13 protein-coding genes are annotated in these 14,656 nt (G+C 50.2%); 11 read left to right on the top strand and 2 right to left on the bottom strand.

Translation table 11 applies throughout. The features are described 5' to 3' along the window. Positions 1 to 64: 64 nt before the first annotated feature. The 5 genes from NSU14_RS23735 (at position 65) to NSU14_RS23715 (ending at position 6,941) form a co-directional block, all read left to right on the top strand. Positions 65 to 994 carry an ABC transporter permease gene (locus NSU14_RS23735; RefSeq protein WP_042134547.1) on the top strand — a complete coding sequence of 310 codons (930 nt, stop codon included), beginning with the start codon at positions 65 to 67 and terminating at the stop codon, positions 992 to 994. Positions 995 to 1,006: 12 nt separating this feature from the next. Further along, positions 1,007 to 1,885 carry a carbohydrate ABC transporter permease gene (locus NSU14_RS23730; protein ID WP_076242447.1) on the top strand — a complete coding sequence of 293 codons (879 nt, stop codon included), beginning with the start codon at positions 1,007 to 1,009 and terminating at the stop codon, positions 1,883 to 1,885. An 83-nt stretch (positions 1,886 to 1,968) separates the two neighbouring features. Continuing rightward, positions 1,969 to 3,543: an ABC transporter substrate-binding protein gene (locus NSU14_RS23725; protein WP_340947478.1), complete on the top strand. Its 1,575-nt coding sequence runs from the start codon at positions 1,969 to 1,971 to the stop codon at positions 3,541 to 3,543. Between the two features lie 24 nt (positions 3,544 to 3,567). Then, entirely contained in the window at positions 3,568 to 5,307 is a 1,740-nt protein-coding gene (locus tag NSU14_RS23720; protein ID WP_340947477.1) for a glycoside hydrolase family 66 protein, read from the top strand. Positions 5,308 to 5,312: 5 nt separating this feature from the next. Then, positions 5,313 to 6,941 carry a glycoside hydrolase family 13 protein gene (locus NSU14_RS23715; protein ID WP_340947476.1) on the top strand — a complete coding sequence of 543 codons (1,629 nt, stop codon included), beginning with the start codon at positions 5,313 to 5,315 and terminating at the stop codon, positions 6,939 to 6,941. An 89-nt stretch (positions 6,942 to 7,030) separates the two neighbouring features. Here the strand turns inward: NSU14_RS23715 and NSU14_RS23710 are convergent, their stop codons facing one another. Both NSU14_RS23710 and NSU14_RS23705 read right to left on the bottom strand, forming a co-directional pair. Further along, on the bottom strand, positions 7,031 to 7,705 hold the full coding sequence (locus NSU14_RS23710) for a PspA/IM30 family protein (RefSeq protein ID WP_340947475.1): 675 nt from the start codon (positions 7,703 to 7,705) through the stop codon (positions 7,031 to 7,033). Positions 7,706 to 7,753: 48 nt separating this feature from the next. Continuing rightward, positions 7,754 to 7,972 carry a PspC domain-containing protein gene (locus NSU14_RS23705; protein ID WP_042134555.1) on the bottom strand — a complete coding sequence of 73 codons (219 nt, stop codon included), beginning with the start codon at positions 7,970 to 7,972 and terminating at the stop codon, positions 7,754 to 7,756. Between the two features lie 303 nt (positions 7,973 to 8,275). Here NSU14_RS23705 and NSU14_RS23700 point away from each other — a divergent pair, with 303 nt between their 5' ends. From NSU14_RS23700 to NSU14_RS23675, 6 genes are all read left to right on the top strand, one after another. After that, a complete protein-coding gene (locus tag NSU14_RS23700; protein WP_039301156.1) occupies positions 8,276 to 8,905 on the top strand; it encodes a YfbR-like 5'-deoxynucleotidase in 630 nt (209 codons plus the stop codon). 149 nt (positions 8,906 to 9,054) lie between these two features. After that, the gene (flgB, locus tag NSU14_RS23695; protein WP_340947474.1) at positions 9,055 to 9,465 is read left to right on the top strand and encodes a flagellar basal body rod protein FlgB; all 411 of its coding nucleotides are present in this window, start codon (positions 9,055 to 9,057) and stop codon (positions 9,463 to 9,465) included. Positions 9,466 to 9,661: 196 nt separating this feature from the next. Further along, positions 9,662 to 10,438, top strand: coding sequence for a hypothetical protein (locus NSU14_RS23690; protein WP_156118558.1), 777 nt, complete (start codon positions 9,662 to 9,664; stop codon positions 10,436 to 10,438). Positions 10,439 to 10,680: 242 nt separating this feature from the next. Next, complete coding sequence (gene uvrA / locus NSU14_RS23685) at positions 10,681 to 13,548, top strand: excinuclease ABC subunit UvrA (protein ID WP_340947473.1); 2,868 nt, start codon at positions 10,681 to 10,683, stop codon at positions 13,546 to 13,548. Continuing rightward, positions 13,545 to 13,889: a hypothetical protein gene (locus NSU14_RS23680; protein ID WP_340947472.1), complete on the top strand. Its 345-nt coding sequence runs from the start codon at positions 13,545 to 13,547 to the stop codon at positions 13,887 to 13,889. The genes uvrA and NSU14_RS23680 overlap by 4 nt, the downstream gene beginning before the upstream one ends. A gap of 150 nt (positions 13,890 to 14,039) precedes the next feature. Continuing rightward, positions 14,040 to 14,645 (top strand): pentapeptide repeat-containing protein, encoded by a 606-nt coding sequence (locus tag NSU14_RS23675; protein ID WP_076242455.1) that lies wholly within the window; start codon positions 14,040 to 14,042, stop codon positions 14,643 to 14,645. The last annotated feature ends 11 nt before the right edge of the window (positions 14,646 to 14,656 follow it).

The following is a 14,656-nucleotide window of genomic DNA, read 5'->3' as shown; positions in this document are numbered from 1 at the left end:
CGGCAGAGCAGCTGCAGGCAACTCCTTATAATGAAGCCATAACCCAATAAGAAGGTGTGGAACTATGGCTTCGGAAAGCAACTCAAAATGGAAAAGCATATGGAAGTACAGGGCCTTGGTCGTGCTGGCTCTGCCTGGTGTGCTGCTGATGCTGATCAATAACTACCTGCCCATGTTCGGTATTTTCCTGGCCTTCAAGGACCTGAATTATACGGCAGGAATATGGGGCAGCAAATGGATCGGACTGGACAACTTTAAGTTTCTGTTTGCTTCGAACGACGCTTGGCTGATCATCAGGAATACCTTGCTGTACAACCTTAGCTTCCTGATCATCAATACGATACTCGCTGTGATGCTGGCACTTCTCCTTAACGAGGTCAAAAATAAGTTCGCCTCCAAGTTCTTTCAGAGCACAGTAATCCTGCCCAATTTCATTTCCATGGTCATTGTCGGCTATATCGTCTATGGATTTCTGAATCCGGAGCTGGGATTCATCAACAGATTCATTCTGGAGCCCTTCGGGATAGATCCTAGAAACTGGTATGCGGAAGCAGAGCATTGGCCTTATATCCTGACCCTTGTTAACACCTGGAAGGGTGTGGGTTACTCGGCCGTCGTCTATCTGGCAGCCATTGTCGGAATAGATTCTGAATATTATGAAGCAGCCGTCATTGACGGGGCCACACGCTTGAAGCAAATGACGAAAATTACAATTCCGCTGATTGCACCGATCATTATCATCATGACACTGCTGGCGATCGGCCGGATATTTAACGCTGACTTCGGTCTGTTCTATCAGGCAACCATGGCCTCCGGCATGATCAAAGAGACAACGGATGTTATCGATACCTATGTATACAGGGCGTTAATGGTTACCGGTGATACGGGACTCGCCTCCTCGGCAGGGCTGCTGCAATCGGTGGTTGGCTTTACACTTGTCATTACTGTCAACCTGGCCGTCCGTAAATTCAGCAAAGAAAATGCTTTGTTCTAAAAGGAGAACACCATGGAGAAAAAACGAACCAATCCCTTTATCCTTATCGTCCTGTCATTGTTCAGTCTTGCCTGCCTGATCCCGTTCTGGCTTGTATTTATGATCTCGGTTGCTGATGAAGACTGGGTGACTGCGAATGGATACAGCTTCTGGCCCGGCAAATTCAGTCTTGTCGCATATCAGTATCTGTTTGAAGATGCCGGGAAAATATTGCGGGCTTACGGTGTGTCTGCCTCGGTAACGCTCATTGGAGTTGTCATCAGTCTGTTTGTGACTTCGGCCATGGCTTATGCATTGTCACGGAAAGAGTTTCCGCTTAGAGGTGCCCTGAGCTTCTACATCCTGATCACGATGCTGTTCTCGGGCGGCTTGCTGCCCTGGTATCTTGTCTACACCCGGTTCCTGCATGTTCAGGATACGCTGATGGCGCTTATCATTCCGGGTCTGATCGGCGGCTTCAACGTTATCATCATGCGGACCTTCTTCACGAACAGCATACCGCCTTCCCTGATTGATTCCTCTCAGATCGACGGGGCAGGTGAATTCCGGACATACTTTAGCATTATTCTGCCGCTGTCCTTGCCTGTAATGGCCACAATCGGGTTATTCACCACCGTATCCTACTGGAACGACTGGTTTACAAGCCTGGTCTTCATCCAGAATGAGAAGCTGTTCTCGCTGCAATATCTTTTGACCAAAACCTTAATGAACGCTTCGTTCCTGCAGACGATTGCCAATAAGGCTTACAGCTCAACCGCACAGGTCACAACGCCGCTTGAATCCATCCGGATGGCGATGGCGATGATTGCAATCGGACCGCTGGTGCTGGTATTCCCTTTTCTGCAGAAGTATTTCGTCAAAGGACTTACCGTAGGCGCTGTGAAAGGCTGATCCCGGTATATGACCGGATTAGTATAAGCAAGTTCAGAATGATGAGGAAGAATACAGAAGGATTCCAGGGAGGTCTACTATTTATGAAGTGGTTGAAAAAGAGTTCTGTTGTATTGACATCGCTTGTGCTGACTTCAGTTGTAGTAACCGGCTGCGGCGGGAATAATGGTGCGAATTCACCGGCGGGCACAGTCCAGCCGGGAAGCGAGGCCAGCTCCGGATTGAAGCCTTACGAAGTTGTAATGGTATTCCCCGATGCGCCGCAAAATGATAATCAGCGGGTACAGGATGCGATGAATGATTATCTGAAGAAGACTTATCCGGAAATGAACATGAAGGTCAAGCTGAATCCTATCGACTGGGGTGCCTGGAGTGATAAAACGAACCTGATGATGGCCTCCGGCGACAAAATGGACCTGCTGTTTACGGCGGATTGGCTCGGGTTCCAGCAACAGGTGACCAAGGGAGGCTTGCTGCCGCTGGATGAGCTGCTCGCTAAATACGGCCCGGACATCGAAGCTGTAGAGAAGGACTATCACGGGCCGGCTAAACGCGGCGGCAAGCTATACGGTATTCATACCCACCAGGAGCTGGGCGGTGCACAAGGGGTCTACTTGAACAAAGAGCTTGTGGACAAATATAACTTTGATCTGACTGCACTGAAGTCTGGTAAAGTTGAGGATCTGGAGCCTATGCTTCAAACCATCAAGGAGAACGAACCGGGGATTACGCCTTTAGTGGCACCGAGCTTTCCTCTCGAAGCTTACTATTCATCCACGAATTTGGATTCTATAGTGAGTATTGCAGCGATTAACACCGTGGGAACAGCGGCAGATGATTATACAGTCATCAACTCCTACACGACTCCGCGGTATCTGGAGCTTGCCAAGCTTACCAACAAATGGTACAAGGCAGGATACATTAACAAGGATGCACTGACACCTGGTCTGGACGCCTGGAAGAAGATTCAAGCGGGGAAAGGCTTCGCCTTTGTCTCTGATATGGATATTATCGCGGATATGGAGATCGGCAAAGCAGCCGTATCACCGAATGGTTCGATTAAAGCGGGCCGTGAGATGCTGCAAATTCCGCTCAATATTGACCGTTTGCAGACAGGCAAGATGACAGCAACCATGTATTCGATTGCAAAAAGCTCTGAAGATCCGGAACGTGCCATGATGCTGCTTAACCTTTTCTATAAGGACAAGGAATTGCTGACCCTCTTTAACTTCGGGATTGAAGGAACACATTATGTGCTCAAAGACGGACAAATTGCGCTGCCGGAAGGCAAAACTACAGATAATGTCGGCTACTATCACGATATTATGTGGCAGCTCGGCAATCAAATGCTCAACTATACCCGTGTAGGCGAGGATCCGAATAAATACCAGAACTACGAGAAGTTCAACGAACAGGTTTCTTCTAATCCTTCGCGGATCTTTGGATTTGTCTTCGATCCGGAGCCGGTAAAAAATGAATTGATCTCGATCGACAACGCCAACAAAACCTTTGTTGACGGTTTGAAATCCGGCCAGCTCGATCCGGAAGAGTCTCTTCCTAAAATGCTGGAAAAACAAAAAGCGGCGGGAGCAGACAAAGTACTCGCGGAAGTGCAAAAGCAGCTGGATGCCTGGCTGGCTGAAAACGGCAAGAAATAAGCGGAATGGCTAAGCTCAATCTACATGGAATGGAGTATTCATATGGACAATGGCGTATTGACGCATATAGATATATATCCCGATCAGGCCCAGTACAAAACCGGTCAATCCGGCAGCATTATCATTGAAGTGGAGACCCGGGAGAAGGCGACTCTGCAGCTGGTTGTCGGCTTCTACAAGCTGGAGCAGCAGGTTGCTGAAGAAAGACTTAGCATCAGTACGGAACCAGGCTTGAGACAAAAAGTGCCTGTTCCCTTGTTCACTGAAGCTACAGAGTGGGCGGGTTATGGGGTCAAGGCTGCAGTTCTCTGCAATGAAGCTGTAGTCTCAACCGCCTATACCTCATACGATATTGCCGATCATTGGGGCCGGGCGCCGCGGTATGGATTTCTGAGCGATTTCCGGAGTGAAGAATCCGGAGACACCCGTGACGTCGACAGCATGAACAAATTCCACTTGAATGTCATACAGTTCTATGACTGGATGTACCGGCATGATGATCTGGTTCCAAAAGAGGATGAATTTATTGATCCGATGGGCCGGACGATGTCCTATAAGGTGGTCCGTGAAAAGGTCACAGCCGTACACGATAAAGGGATGGCGGCCCTGGCCTATGGAGCGGTATATGCAAGTCTTAAGGACTTCTTGCAGGCGCGTCCGGAATGGGGACTGTATAACCGCCAGGGAGAACCGTTTCAATTAATAGATCTGTTCTATATTATGGATATTACACCGGATTCGCCTTGGACCGATCATATTGTTGAACAGTTCCGTCAGGCCGTACAGGCCGGATTCGACGGAATTCATATGGATCAATACGGTTTTCCGAAGAAAGCTGTGCGCCGGATCGGGGGGAAAGAAGAACAGGTCGATTTGGCGGAATGTTATCCGGCACTGATCAACCGGACCCATGCGGCCGTAAAGGAAATCAAGGCAGAGGCCGGGGTTATTTTCAATAATGTGGGCAATTACCCTATCAACAAGACGGCTTCGGCGGATCAGGAGGCGCTTTATATTGAAGTATGGCCGCCTGTAGTCCGGTTGCGTGAGCTCAAAGGACTGATAGATAATGCGCGCTCACTGGACCCGCACAAGCCGGTGATCCTCTCCGCCTATCTGCCCTCCTTCTACCCGGAAGCCGGACATGACAAGGAATGGGCTGAGAACGGAGCGCTGCTGACGATGGCCTCCATATTCGCCAGCGGGGGATATCACCTCTTGCTGGGTGAGGATCATGGAATGCTGACCATGCCCTACTATCCCGATTATGCAGTGATGCGGCCTGAATTTGCCATTGAGGTCAGACGTTACTATGATTTCATCGTGCGTTTTGGAGTGCTGATACATGATGCGCAATTGGAAGATGTGTCTTATACCTATACCGCCGGGGTTAACACCGAGATTACCTTCGAAGGCAATGTGCCTTTTGCACCGAACGGAGATATTGATTCTGTCTGGACGATCATTAAGCGCAAGCCGGGTTATCAGATCCTGCAGCTGATTAATCTTGCCGGGCTTGAAGATGATTATTGGGAGCATGGCAAGAAACAGCGGCCTGAAGCTCAAAATGGTGTAGTGTGCACACTATTAATCGAACAGCCGATTGAATGCATTTACACGGCCAGCCCGGATGATCAGGCCCAGGAAGTGATTGTCCTGGATTACGAGGTGGTTCCGCACGGGCAAGGACTTGCGGCCAGATTCACTTTGCCGTCCCTGCGCATCTGGTCCATGGTTGTAGTTAAATTTAGCATACAGGAGTGAATGGGTTGAACAATACGAAATGGTGGCAGACCGCTGTAATTTATCAGATATATCCCCGAAGCTTTCAAGACAGCGACGGGGATGGAATCGGCGATCTCCGGGGGATTATGAGCAGGCTGGACTATCTGGAGCAGCTTGGCATTACCGCAATCTGGCTTAGTCCCGTATACAAATCACCCAATGACGATAACGGCTATGATATCAGCGATTACCAGAATATTATGACCGAATTCGGAACCATGGATGACATGGATGAATTAATCGAGAAGGCCAGGCAGCGCAATATCCGGATTATTATGGATCTGGTCGTCAACCATACCTCGGATGAGCACCCATGGTTCATTGAGGCCCGTAAAGGAAGGGATAACCCGTACCGTGACTATTATATCTGGCGTGACCCGGTCAACGGCGGCGTTCCCAACGCCCTGCGTTCAACCTTCAGCGGATCGGCTTGGGAGCTCGACGAAGTCAGCGGCCAGTACTTTCTGCACTTATTCAGCCGCAGGCAGCCGGATCTGAACTGGGAGAACAGCAAGGTCCGTCAAGAGGTATGGGACATGATGAATTTCTGGCTGGATAGGGGCGTCGGCGGATTCCGCATGGACGTGATTGATCTGGTCGGCAAAATTCCCGATCAGGAGATCACAGGAAATGGTCCTAAGCTTCATGAATATCTGCAGGCGATGAACCGGGAGACCTTCGGAGCGCATGATGTTCTGACGGTGGGAGAGACCTGGGGGGCGACTCCGGAAGTAGCCAAGCTCTATTCCAATCCGGACCGCAAGGAGCTGTCGATGGTGTTCCAGTTCGAGCACATCGGTCTGGATCAGCAGGACGGGGGAGAGAAGTGGGATCTGAAGCCTCTGGATGTAAGCGAATTGAAGCAGGTGCTGGCGAAATGGCAGACCGAGCTGGGGAACGAGGGCTGGAACAGTCTATTCTGGAACAATCATGATTTGCCGAGAATTGTATCGCGCTGGGGCAATGATAAACAGTACCGTGTGCAGAGCGCCAAAATGTTCGCCATTCTTCTGCATTTGATGAAGGGCACGCCTTACATTTATCAGGGCGAGGAGCTCGGAATGACTAATTATCCGATTCAGGATATCAGCGAAGCGCAGGATATTGAGGCTATCAATATGTATCATGAACGGATCGGTCAAGGCTATGCCAAGGAAGCTATCATTCATTCCATTAATGCGAAGGGAAGAGATAATGCCCGGACCCCGATGCAATGGGATGTTACCCGTAATGCAGGATTTACAGCCGGAGAGCCATGGCTGCCTGTACATCCGAATTATAAGGAAATTAATATGGAGGCAAATCTGAAGGACCCGGATTCTGTGTTCCATTGCTACCGTAAGCTGATTGAACTGCGGAAGAACAACCCGATTGTGGTATGGGGTGATTTCGAACTGGTGACCGGCGTGCCGGATCAAGTGTTCATGTACTTCCGCCGCTATGAAGGACAGACCTGGCTGGTGACGGCCAACTTCAGCGGGGAGCCAATCACGCTGGAATTGCCGGAGCTGGGTCAGGCCGGGTTCATCATCGGCAACTATCCCAGAGATGATGTGGACTTTAAACAATTGCAATTACAGCCTTACGAAGCTTTTGCTGTCATACTCGCATAGACACCAAACAAGGATGCGCCCTTATGAAAAGGGAGGCATCCTTGTTGTCTTTGTTGTCTTTGTTGTCTTGCTGACCTCACACCGTCAGCTTATTTGTGGTTACGCAGGCGCTCAAGCTCAGCCTCAACCGCGCTATTCAGCGGAGATTCAGGAGCGGCAGCAGCAGCTGCTGCCAGTCCGGATTGCTCAGCAAGGGCTTCCTGCATAGCAATCTTGTCCTCCATCCGTTCGAAGCCGCGGGATGCGCTGCCGGCGTTCAAGACCTGGCCGCGGCATCCACCGGGGGTGCTGGAGGCGTTGGCTTGAGCCGAATGTTTGATTTCAGCAGCTTTGCGGGCACGTTCCGCCAGCTCGGCTCTTTTGGCCTTGAGGCGTTTATGTTCTTCCTTCACATTCGCCAGTTGAACCTCAAGCGAGGCGAGTGTGGCCTGAGTCTCCTGCAGTCCGGCTGTGCATTCCTGTCCGCTCTCCGTATAGCGCAGTTTAGCCATTACTGCAGCGCGGGCTGCCGGCTCATTGCCTTCGCTCATGGCTTGAACGGCTTCCGCTTCGCTGCGCTCCGCAAGCACCTGATATTCATAGATGCGGCGCTCCAGCACACTGGCAGCGGCTTTGAATTCACGCTGTTTGCTCTCGGCATCGGTGATTTTATCCTCCAGATCCCGCAGATATTGTCCGGTAAGCAGCATCGGATCTTCCAGTTTGTTCAGTCCCTCGTGGATAGCTGCTTTGGTTAACGTTGTGATTCTTTGGAATATACTCATGGTTATAATCTCCTTTTTAGTTAGGGTTGGGTATTCTGGAACGAGTGATTAGTAGTCGAAACCGTCAGTGAAGCCGCCGTAGGATTCCTGAGGGATAATGAGACTGCCGATGATATAGAGAAAAATAACAGTACCGAAGCTGAAAAACGTAGCGGCAACAACAAGCAATCTTACAAGGGTCGTATCAACGTTGAAATAGCGTGCCAGTCCTCCGCATAAACCTGTGAGCTTCTTGTCTGTTACGGAGCGGGTTAATTTTTTTGTCATAGTGATATCTTCCTCTCTTCTATGGTGAGCGCCGGTTCGCGGCGTGTTCACTGCGTTGTCTATGTATGTATTGTACGAATTTATCCTGCGCAGCAAAACAGCCTGCAGACTGTTCTTTGTTCCCGACCTTAGTCGGGGATGCTGACCGCAATAGGACGGGGAGGGACCGGGAAATCACGGATGAATCGTGGAATACACGGACTTTTTACACAAAGAGGTCTTGTTGTTCATTCGGGGTTAATACTAGAGGATTAAACTGTACTCTAGCGGAGCCTATCATAAACATACGGGAGGACTGGCCTCATGGGAATTCACAAGTATTTTCGCTCACTGAATGAACTGGAACGCATTATCCGCTGTCCGGGCAAATTCAAATTCGAGGAGCATAGCGTAGCGGCCCATTCCTGGAAGGTCGTACAATACGCCAAAACACTGGCAGATATTGAAGAGAAACACGGTGCGGTGATCGACTGGAAGAAGCTGTACGAGATTACGAGCAGCCATGATTACGGAGAGATTTTTATCGGGGACATCAAAACGCCGGTGAAGCACTCCTCACTCCAGCTAAGGTCGCTGATTCAGCAGGTCGAGGAGGGCATGATCGACAACTTCATCAAGGAGCATATCCCGGATGAGTTCAAAAGCATCTTCTACCATCAGCTGCGCGAGGGCAAGGACGAGTCGATTGAAGGCTTGATTCTGGAGGTTGCCGACAAGATGGATCAGGTATATGAAGCTTTTGCCGAGCTGCAAAGAGGGAACACGGAGAAGGAATTTGTGGTGATGTACCGCAATGCCCTGATCAAGATCAAGAATATTGAGCTGAGATGTGTGGATTACTTCCTGGCAGAAATCCTGCCGGATATGGTGAATGAAGAAACACTGTCATCCATTGATATTAAAAGAATTACGGAAGAGGCGCTGGCTCTGTAGATGAGCTGTGGCTCTTTTTTTCTTATACATAAATGAATATGTGCCAGGCTGGATGCTGCTTTATATTTGGGTCATGGTATTGTAAGATAAAAGGGTATTATTTAAAATTTAAACTATACAGCTTGATGGACGGAGAAGGAGGTTCAACTTTGATTCAGAGCAACTCTTCAAAAATTAACGAATCCCTATTAAATGTACTCAATGTAAGGCACAGAGCGATAGCCGAGAATATAGCCAATGCAGACACCCCCAACTACAAGAAGAAAACCGTTGAGTTCCAGGAGGAACTCAGGCGTGCTATCCAGAATGACACTCAGGATGAGCTGGAAATAAAGCAGACCCATCACAAACATCTGCAGATCAAGGATGCTGATGCCCCCTTAATCCCTTACCGCATGATTACGAACAGCCATACTGCGATGAATAATAACGGCAATAATGTGGACATGGATATGGAGATGGCGAAGCTTGCGGAAAATCAGCTAATGTACAATTACCTGGCCGATCGGGTAAGCGGTCATTATTCCAAGATAAGAACGCTCATGCAGGATCTTAAATAAATGTTAATTCAAAAAAAGAGTCAGCTGCGCGAGATGCGGTTGTACTCTTTTTTTGCATTTTGTATGAAAAAGACAGCAATAACGCAATAACGCATGATTCCAGCAACAGCATAAATGGTTACCCTCCGGTAGTAGTGAAAGTGTGTTCAGAACAATAATGAAGGAGACGAATGTTACGGCAGGGAGAACGGCCGGAATGCTATGGTTAAGGAAAAATAAGGATGGTGTTTCGTTCTTGCAGTATTTCAATCTGATACCATTTTCAATTACACTAACCTGGTTTAGCTTGCTGCTCCTGATCGTGTGGACGGTAGACTTCCTGCAGGGCGGCTCCCCGGTTCAGCTTCCGGCGGGCAGCCTCAGAGAGCGTACCAAATCCATACTGGCGGATATTCTTATCTTTGCCGGAATTAACGGCTTGCTTCTGTACGTTCTTCATCCGCTGAGGAATCCCCTGCTTATTTCGCTGGCTGCCGCAGGACTGCTCGTTACGTATTGTCTGACATCCGGTATGCGCAAGCAGAGTTCGCCTTACCGGCCTTGGATTCTGCTGATACATGTGCTGCTTGGCATAGGCTTCTATCTGCTGTTCGGCATGCTGCTGATGGGTAAGCTCATTGTTACCTATAACCTGAATATGACGGATCAGTTCGATATCCTCTATTTCGTCTACGGGCAGGACCGGGCAGTAGTGTATGCCCTGCTGCTGGTCATGGTTACACTCTATTTCATAATCGGCAAACTGCTGATGCGGCCGCTGTACAGCTGGTATGCCGCGAATTATTACCAGGCCTCCAGAATGAACATTAAGCTGACCGGGGGAGAGGTTCTAACCGGAGTGTATATGCTGCGGGATACGGATAGAAGGTTCGTGGCAGCGAGTGACAGCCTCAATCCGGGCCCGGACGATAAGCTCTACAGAATCAGCCGGGAGAAAATAGAGTACATGGAGAGAGACGGCAGTGAACGTTGACTCAATCTACTAACATAAAGTGGCCCCTGGACCGTAATGACGGCCGGGGGCCGCTTTGCTGTGGTCATATCTGTTTATAAGCGAGTGCTGGATTACAATGGAATTACAGAGCATGGAGAAAAAAGGGGGAAATAATTATTGATTTTATAACATTATATGGTAAAAAGACTTGACAGGCATATGCTACAATTTATTTATAGGTGATTATAATCAAATGGCCTGGGAGCCGCAGATGAACTGAAATGGCCGGGTTTCCGGTCAATACTGGAGGACTACTATTGCATCAATATATAACGGTAAGCGGAGCAAGAGAAAATAACCTGAAGAATATCAGCCTTAACATTCCGCGTAATCAGTTAGTAGTGTTCACCGGAGTGAGCGGCTCGGGTAAATCAAGCCTGGCTTTTGATACGCTCTACGCCGAAGGACAGATGCGTTATGTGGAATCTTTATCATCCTACGCCCGGCAATTCCTGGGACTGATGGGCAAGCCGGATGTGGATGCCATTGACGGGCTGTCACCTGCCATCGCCATTGAACAGAAAACTACCTCGAGCAATCCGCGTTCCACCGTAGGAACGGTAACTGAGATTTATGACTATTTGCGGTTGTTATGGTCTAAGATCGGAACCCCGCATTGTCCGTCCTGCGGGCGGATCATACAGCGGCAATCCGTGGACCAGATTGTAGAACAGATTGCGGGGCTGCCGGAAGGAACCAAATATGAGGTGCTGGCGCCCATGGTCCGGAACAAAAAAGGTGCGCATCAGCATATATTCGAGCAGGCTAAGCTGGGCGGATATGTCCGTGTCCGGGTGAACGGCGTGGTCCATCATGTAACAGACCCCATTTCCCTGGACAAGAATAAAAAGCACTCCATCGAAATTGTTATCGACCGGCTGATCGTGAAAGACATGGATGTTCAGCGGCTGGCCGATTCTCTGGAGCATGCGTTTGCCCTGTCCGGGGATTTGGTGATCATTCACCAGAGTGCCAGCGGTGAAGAGGTAACGTATTCGCAGAGCTACGCCTGCCCGCATTGTGAAGTGTCTTTGCCGGAGCTATCCCCCCGCATGTTCTCTTTCAATAACCATGAAGGGGCTTGCCCGGCCTGTACAGGTCTGGGTTCACATCTGAAGGTTGATCCGGATAAAATCATGCCGGACACCAGCCGCTCCATCCAATCCGGCGGGATTATCGCGAACGGCTGGAGTAATGTGAAGACCAACTCTTTTTGCAAAATGTACTATGAGGCCTTGGGTGAAAAGTACGGCTTCGACTTCAGCACACCACTGCAGGAGCTATCATCAGAGGCCATGAACGTGCTGCTGTACGGGACTAACGGCGAGAAGCTTGAAGTGCACCATCCCGGTGATGCGCTCCGGAAATATGTCAAAGAAGCCTTCGAAGGAATCGTCAATAATCTGGAGCGGCGTTACCGGGAAACTCCATCCGAAGCGATGAAGAAGGAACTGGAGGAATACATGTCCGTTCTGCCTTGCCCCCATTGTCACGGTGACCGTCTGTCGCCTGTTGTGCTTGGTGTGAAGGTCGGCGGTAAAAGCATTGCAGAGTTCTGCCATTTACCGGTGGAGGCTGCAGCAGACTTTATTGCCGGGCTTAGCCTGACTGCGGCGAATGCGGAGATTGCCGGTACCATCCTGCAGGAGATTGATGCCCGGTTCCGGTTCCTGAATAATGTCGGACTAAATTATCTGACGCTCTCGAGAGCTGCCGGAACGTTATCAGGCGGTGAAAGCCAGCGCATTCGTCTGGCCACACAGCTGGGTTCCGGTCTTATGGGCGTCCTCTATATTCTTGACGAGCCGTCGATCGGCCTGCATCAACGGGATAATGACCGACTGCTGCTGGCTCTGAAGAAGATGCGCGACCTCGGCAATACGTTAATTGTAGTGGAGCATGATGAAGATACGATCCGTCAGGCGGACTGGATTGTCGATATAGGTCCAAATGCCGGAATACACGGCGGGGAGGTTGTGGCGCAGGGTACCCTTGAAGATATACTGGCTGAATCCCGCTCGATCACCGGCCAGTACCTGTCCCGCAGTAAACAAATATCCGTCCCGGAAGAGCGGCGGAGCGGAAACGGCAAACAGCTGACCATTACCGGAGCTGCCGGCAACAATCTGAAGGGGATCACGGTGTCTATTCCCTTAGGCACGTTAACCTGTGTGACCGGGGTTTCCGGCTCAGGCAAATCCAGTCTGGTCAACGAAATCCTCTACAAGAAGCTGGCTTCTACACTGAATCGGGCTCATACGATTCCCGGAGAGCACCAGAGTATCGATGGGATAGAGCATCTCGACAAAGTTATTAATATTGATCAGAAGCCAATCGGGCGTACTCCGCGTTCTAATCCGGCCACCTATACCGGGGTGTTCGATAATATCCGCACCTTGTTCTCGCTGACGAATGAGGCCAAGGTTCGTGCCTACGGCCCGGGGCGGTTCTCCTTCAATATCAAGGGCGGCCGGTGTGAAGCCTGTGCGGGAGACGGACTGATCAAGGTGGAGATGCATTTTCTGCCGGACGTGTATGTGCAGTGCAGCATTTGCAAAGGACGGAGATACAGCCGGGAGACGCTTGAGGTGCATTATAAAGGTAAAAGCATCGCGGATGTGCTGGACTTGACCGCTCAGGAAGCCGTCCAATTCTTTGGCAATATTCCGAAAATCCGTAAAAAGCTTGAGGCTCTTTGCATCGTTGGCCTCGGTTATATCAAGCTGGGCCAATCCTCCACGACCTTGTCAGGCGGCGAGGCGCAGCGGGTGAAGCTGGCGGCAGAGCTGCTTAAGCCCGCTACCGGTTCCACGCTATATGTGATGGATGAGCCAACGACCGGACTGCATTTTGCCGATGTGCACCAGTTAATTGATGTCCTGCATTCCCTGACCGATGCCGGCAACACCGTAGTGGTCATTGAACATAATCTGGAGCTGATCAAGAATGCTGATTACATTATTGATCTCGGCCCGGAGGGCGGCGCGGACGGGGGAGAGATCGTCTGTACAGGAACTCCTGAAGAGGTTGCGGTGCATGAGACGAGCTATACGGGCAAATATCTGAACCAAGAGATGGGGAGAAGATGAACTTAATCCAGATGCAGGTTGAGCATAGCAAATATGGAGCGGGAACTGTCGTAGGTCATGTGGAAGAGCGGATTATCATTGATTTCTCCGGAGATACGGGCGAGAAAAGCTTCTTGTACCCGGAGGCTTTTGAGCAGTATCTGCGCCTTCTTGATCCGGTGCTGCAGGCTCAGATCGGCAAGGAAGTGCAGTTAAAAGCAGCGCAGCGGGCAGCAGATCAGCTCCTGCGGGAACAGCAGCGGGAGGCAGAGCATGCAAGGCTTGCTGAAGAGAAGCTTCAATTAAAGAATGATAAGAGCAAATCGCGGCGGAAGGCTGCTCAGGCGAAGAACAAGGGATAGGGCCAGACTGACCAGGAAGGCTAAAAGCGTACTATAATAGAGATGGAACATAAGCTTAATAAGTGTCGGCGGTCTTTTCCGGGGAGTTCTCTGGTGAGGGCCGCCAAGTTTTTTGTACACAATAAATACTATATACTGGAGGGTTAACCCATGTATCAATATAAAGACCGCGAATTTACCCGTGTCCATTTTGACGGGCAGGATTTGCGTTATGGCGAGCTGATCAGCTGCACTTTTGAGAAATGCACGTTTATGAACACTTCTATGGAGGAGATTGATACCAGCTACTGCCGGTTCATTGAATGCGACTTCAAGGGTGTCAGCCTGAACTCCTCGATTCATAACGAGTCCGCGTTTGAGAATTGCAAGTTTAACGGCGCGAATCTCTTCGTCTCCAAATTTATCTCCTGCAAAATGACCGGCTCGGACTTCTCCGGCGCCCAGGTGGACGGCATTACGATTGACGGGGGAGACTGGTCGTACACGAATCTGCGGCATGCCAATCTGAGCAAGCAGGACCTGCGCGGAGTGCGCTTCTTCGAGGCTGACTTTACCGATACCGATCTGACGAAGGCGGATCTAAGGGACTGCAATCTGGAACGGGTATCACTGAGCCGGGCCAAGCTTGCAGGGGCCGACCTGCGGGGAGCGAATCTACAGGGTGTTGACCTGAAGGCACTGGATGTGAAAGGCGCGCGGATGGATCTGGAGCAGGCTGCTCTGTTTATGCGTTCCTACGGGGCGAAGGTGGATTGAAGCTCGGACAG

It is taken from the genome of Paenibacillus sp. FSL R10-2771 (assembly GCF_038000205.1).
GTDB lineage: Bacteria > Bacillota > Bacilli > Paenibacillales > Paenibacillaceae > Paenibacillus_AQ > Paenibacillus_AQ phytohabitans.
This window is presented reverse-complemented; position numbering and strand designations above follow the sequence as displayed.

Bases quoted from the DNA above. Each gene is read 5' to 3' on its own strand.
- NSU14_RS23690 (WP_156118558.1), top strand. From the start codon at position 9,662: ATGCTATGGTTAAGGAAAAATAAGGATGGTGTTTCGTTCTTGCAGTAT.
- NSU14_RS23710 (WP_340947475.1), bottom strand. From the start codon at position 7,705: ATGAGTATATTCCAAAGAATCACAACGTTAACCAAAGCAGCTATCCAC.
- NSU14_RS23725 (WP_340947478.1), top strand. From the start codon at position 1,969: ATGAAGTGGTTGAAAAAGAGTTCTGTTGTATTGACATCGCTTGTGCTG.
- NSU14_RS23705 (WP_042134555.1), bottom strand. From the start codon at position 7,972: ATGACAAAAAAATTAACCCGCTCCGTAACAGACAAGAAGCTCACAGGT.
- NSU14_RS23675 (WP_076242455.1), top strand. From the start codon at position 14,040: ATGTATCAATATAAAGACCGCGAATTTACCCGTGTCCATTTTGACGGG.
- NSU14_RS23700 (WP_039301156.1), top strand. From the start codon at position 8,276: ATGGGAATTCACAAGTATTTTCGCTCACTGAATGAACTGGAACGCATT.
- uvrA (WP_340947473.1), top strand. From the start codon at position 10,681: ATGGCCGGGTTTCCGGTCAATACTGGAGGACTACTATTGCATCAATAT.
- NSU14_RS23720 (WP_340947477.1), top strand. From the start codon at position 3,568: ATGGAATGGAGTATTCATATGGACAATGGCGTATTGACGCATATAGAT.
- NSU14_RS23680 (WP_340947472.1), top strand. From the start codon at position 13,545: ATGAACTTAATCCAGATGCAGGTTGAGCATAGCAAATATGGAGCGGGA.
- NSU14_RS23730 (WP_076242447.1), top strand. From the start codon at position 1,007: ATGGAGAAAAAACGAACCAATCCCTTTATCCTTATCGTCCTGTCATTG.
- NSU14_RS23735 (WP_042134547.1), top strand. From the start codon at position 65: ATGGCTTCGGAAAGCAACTCAAAATGGAAAAGCATATGGAAGTACAGG.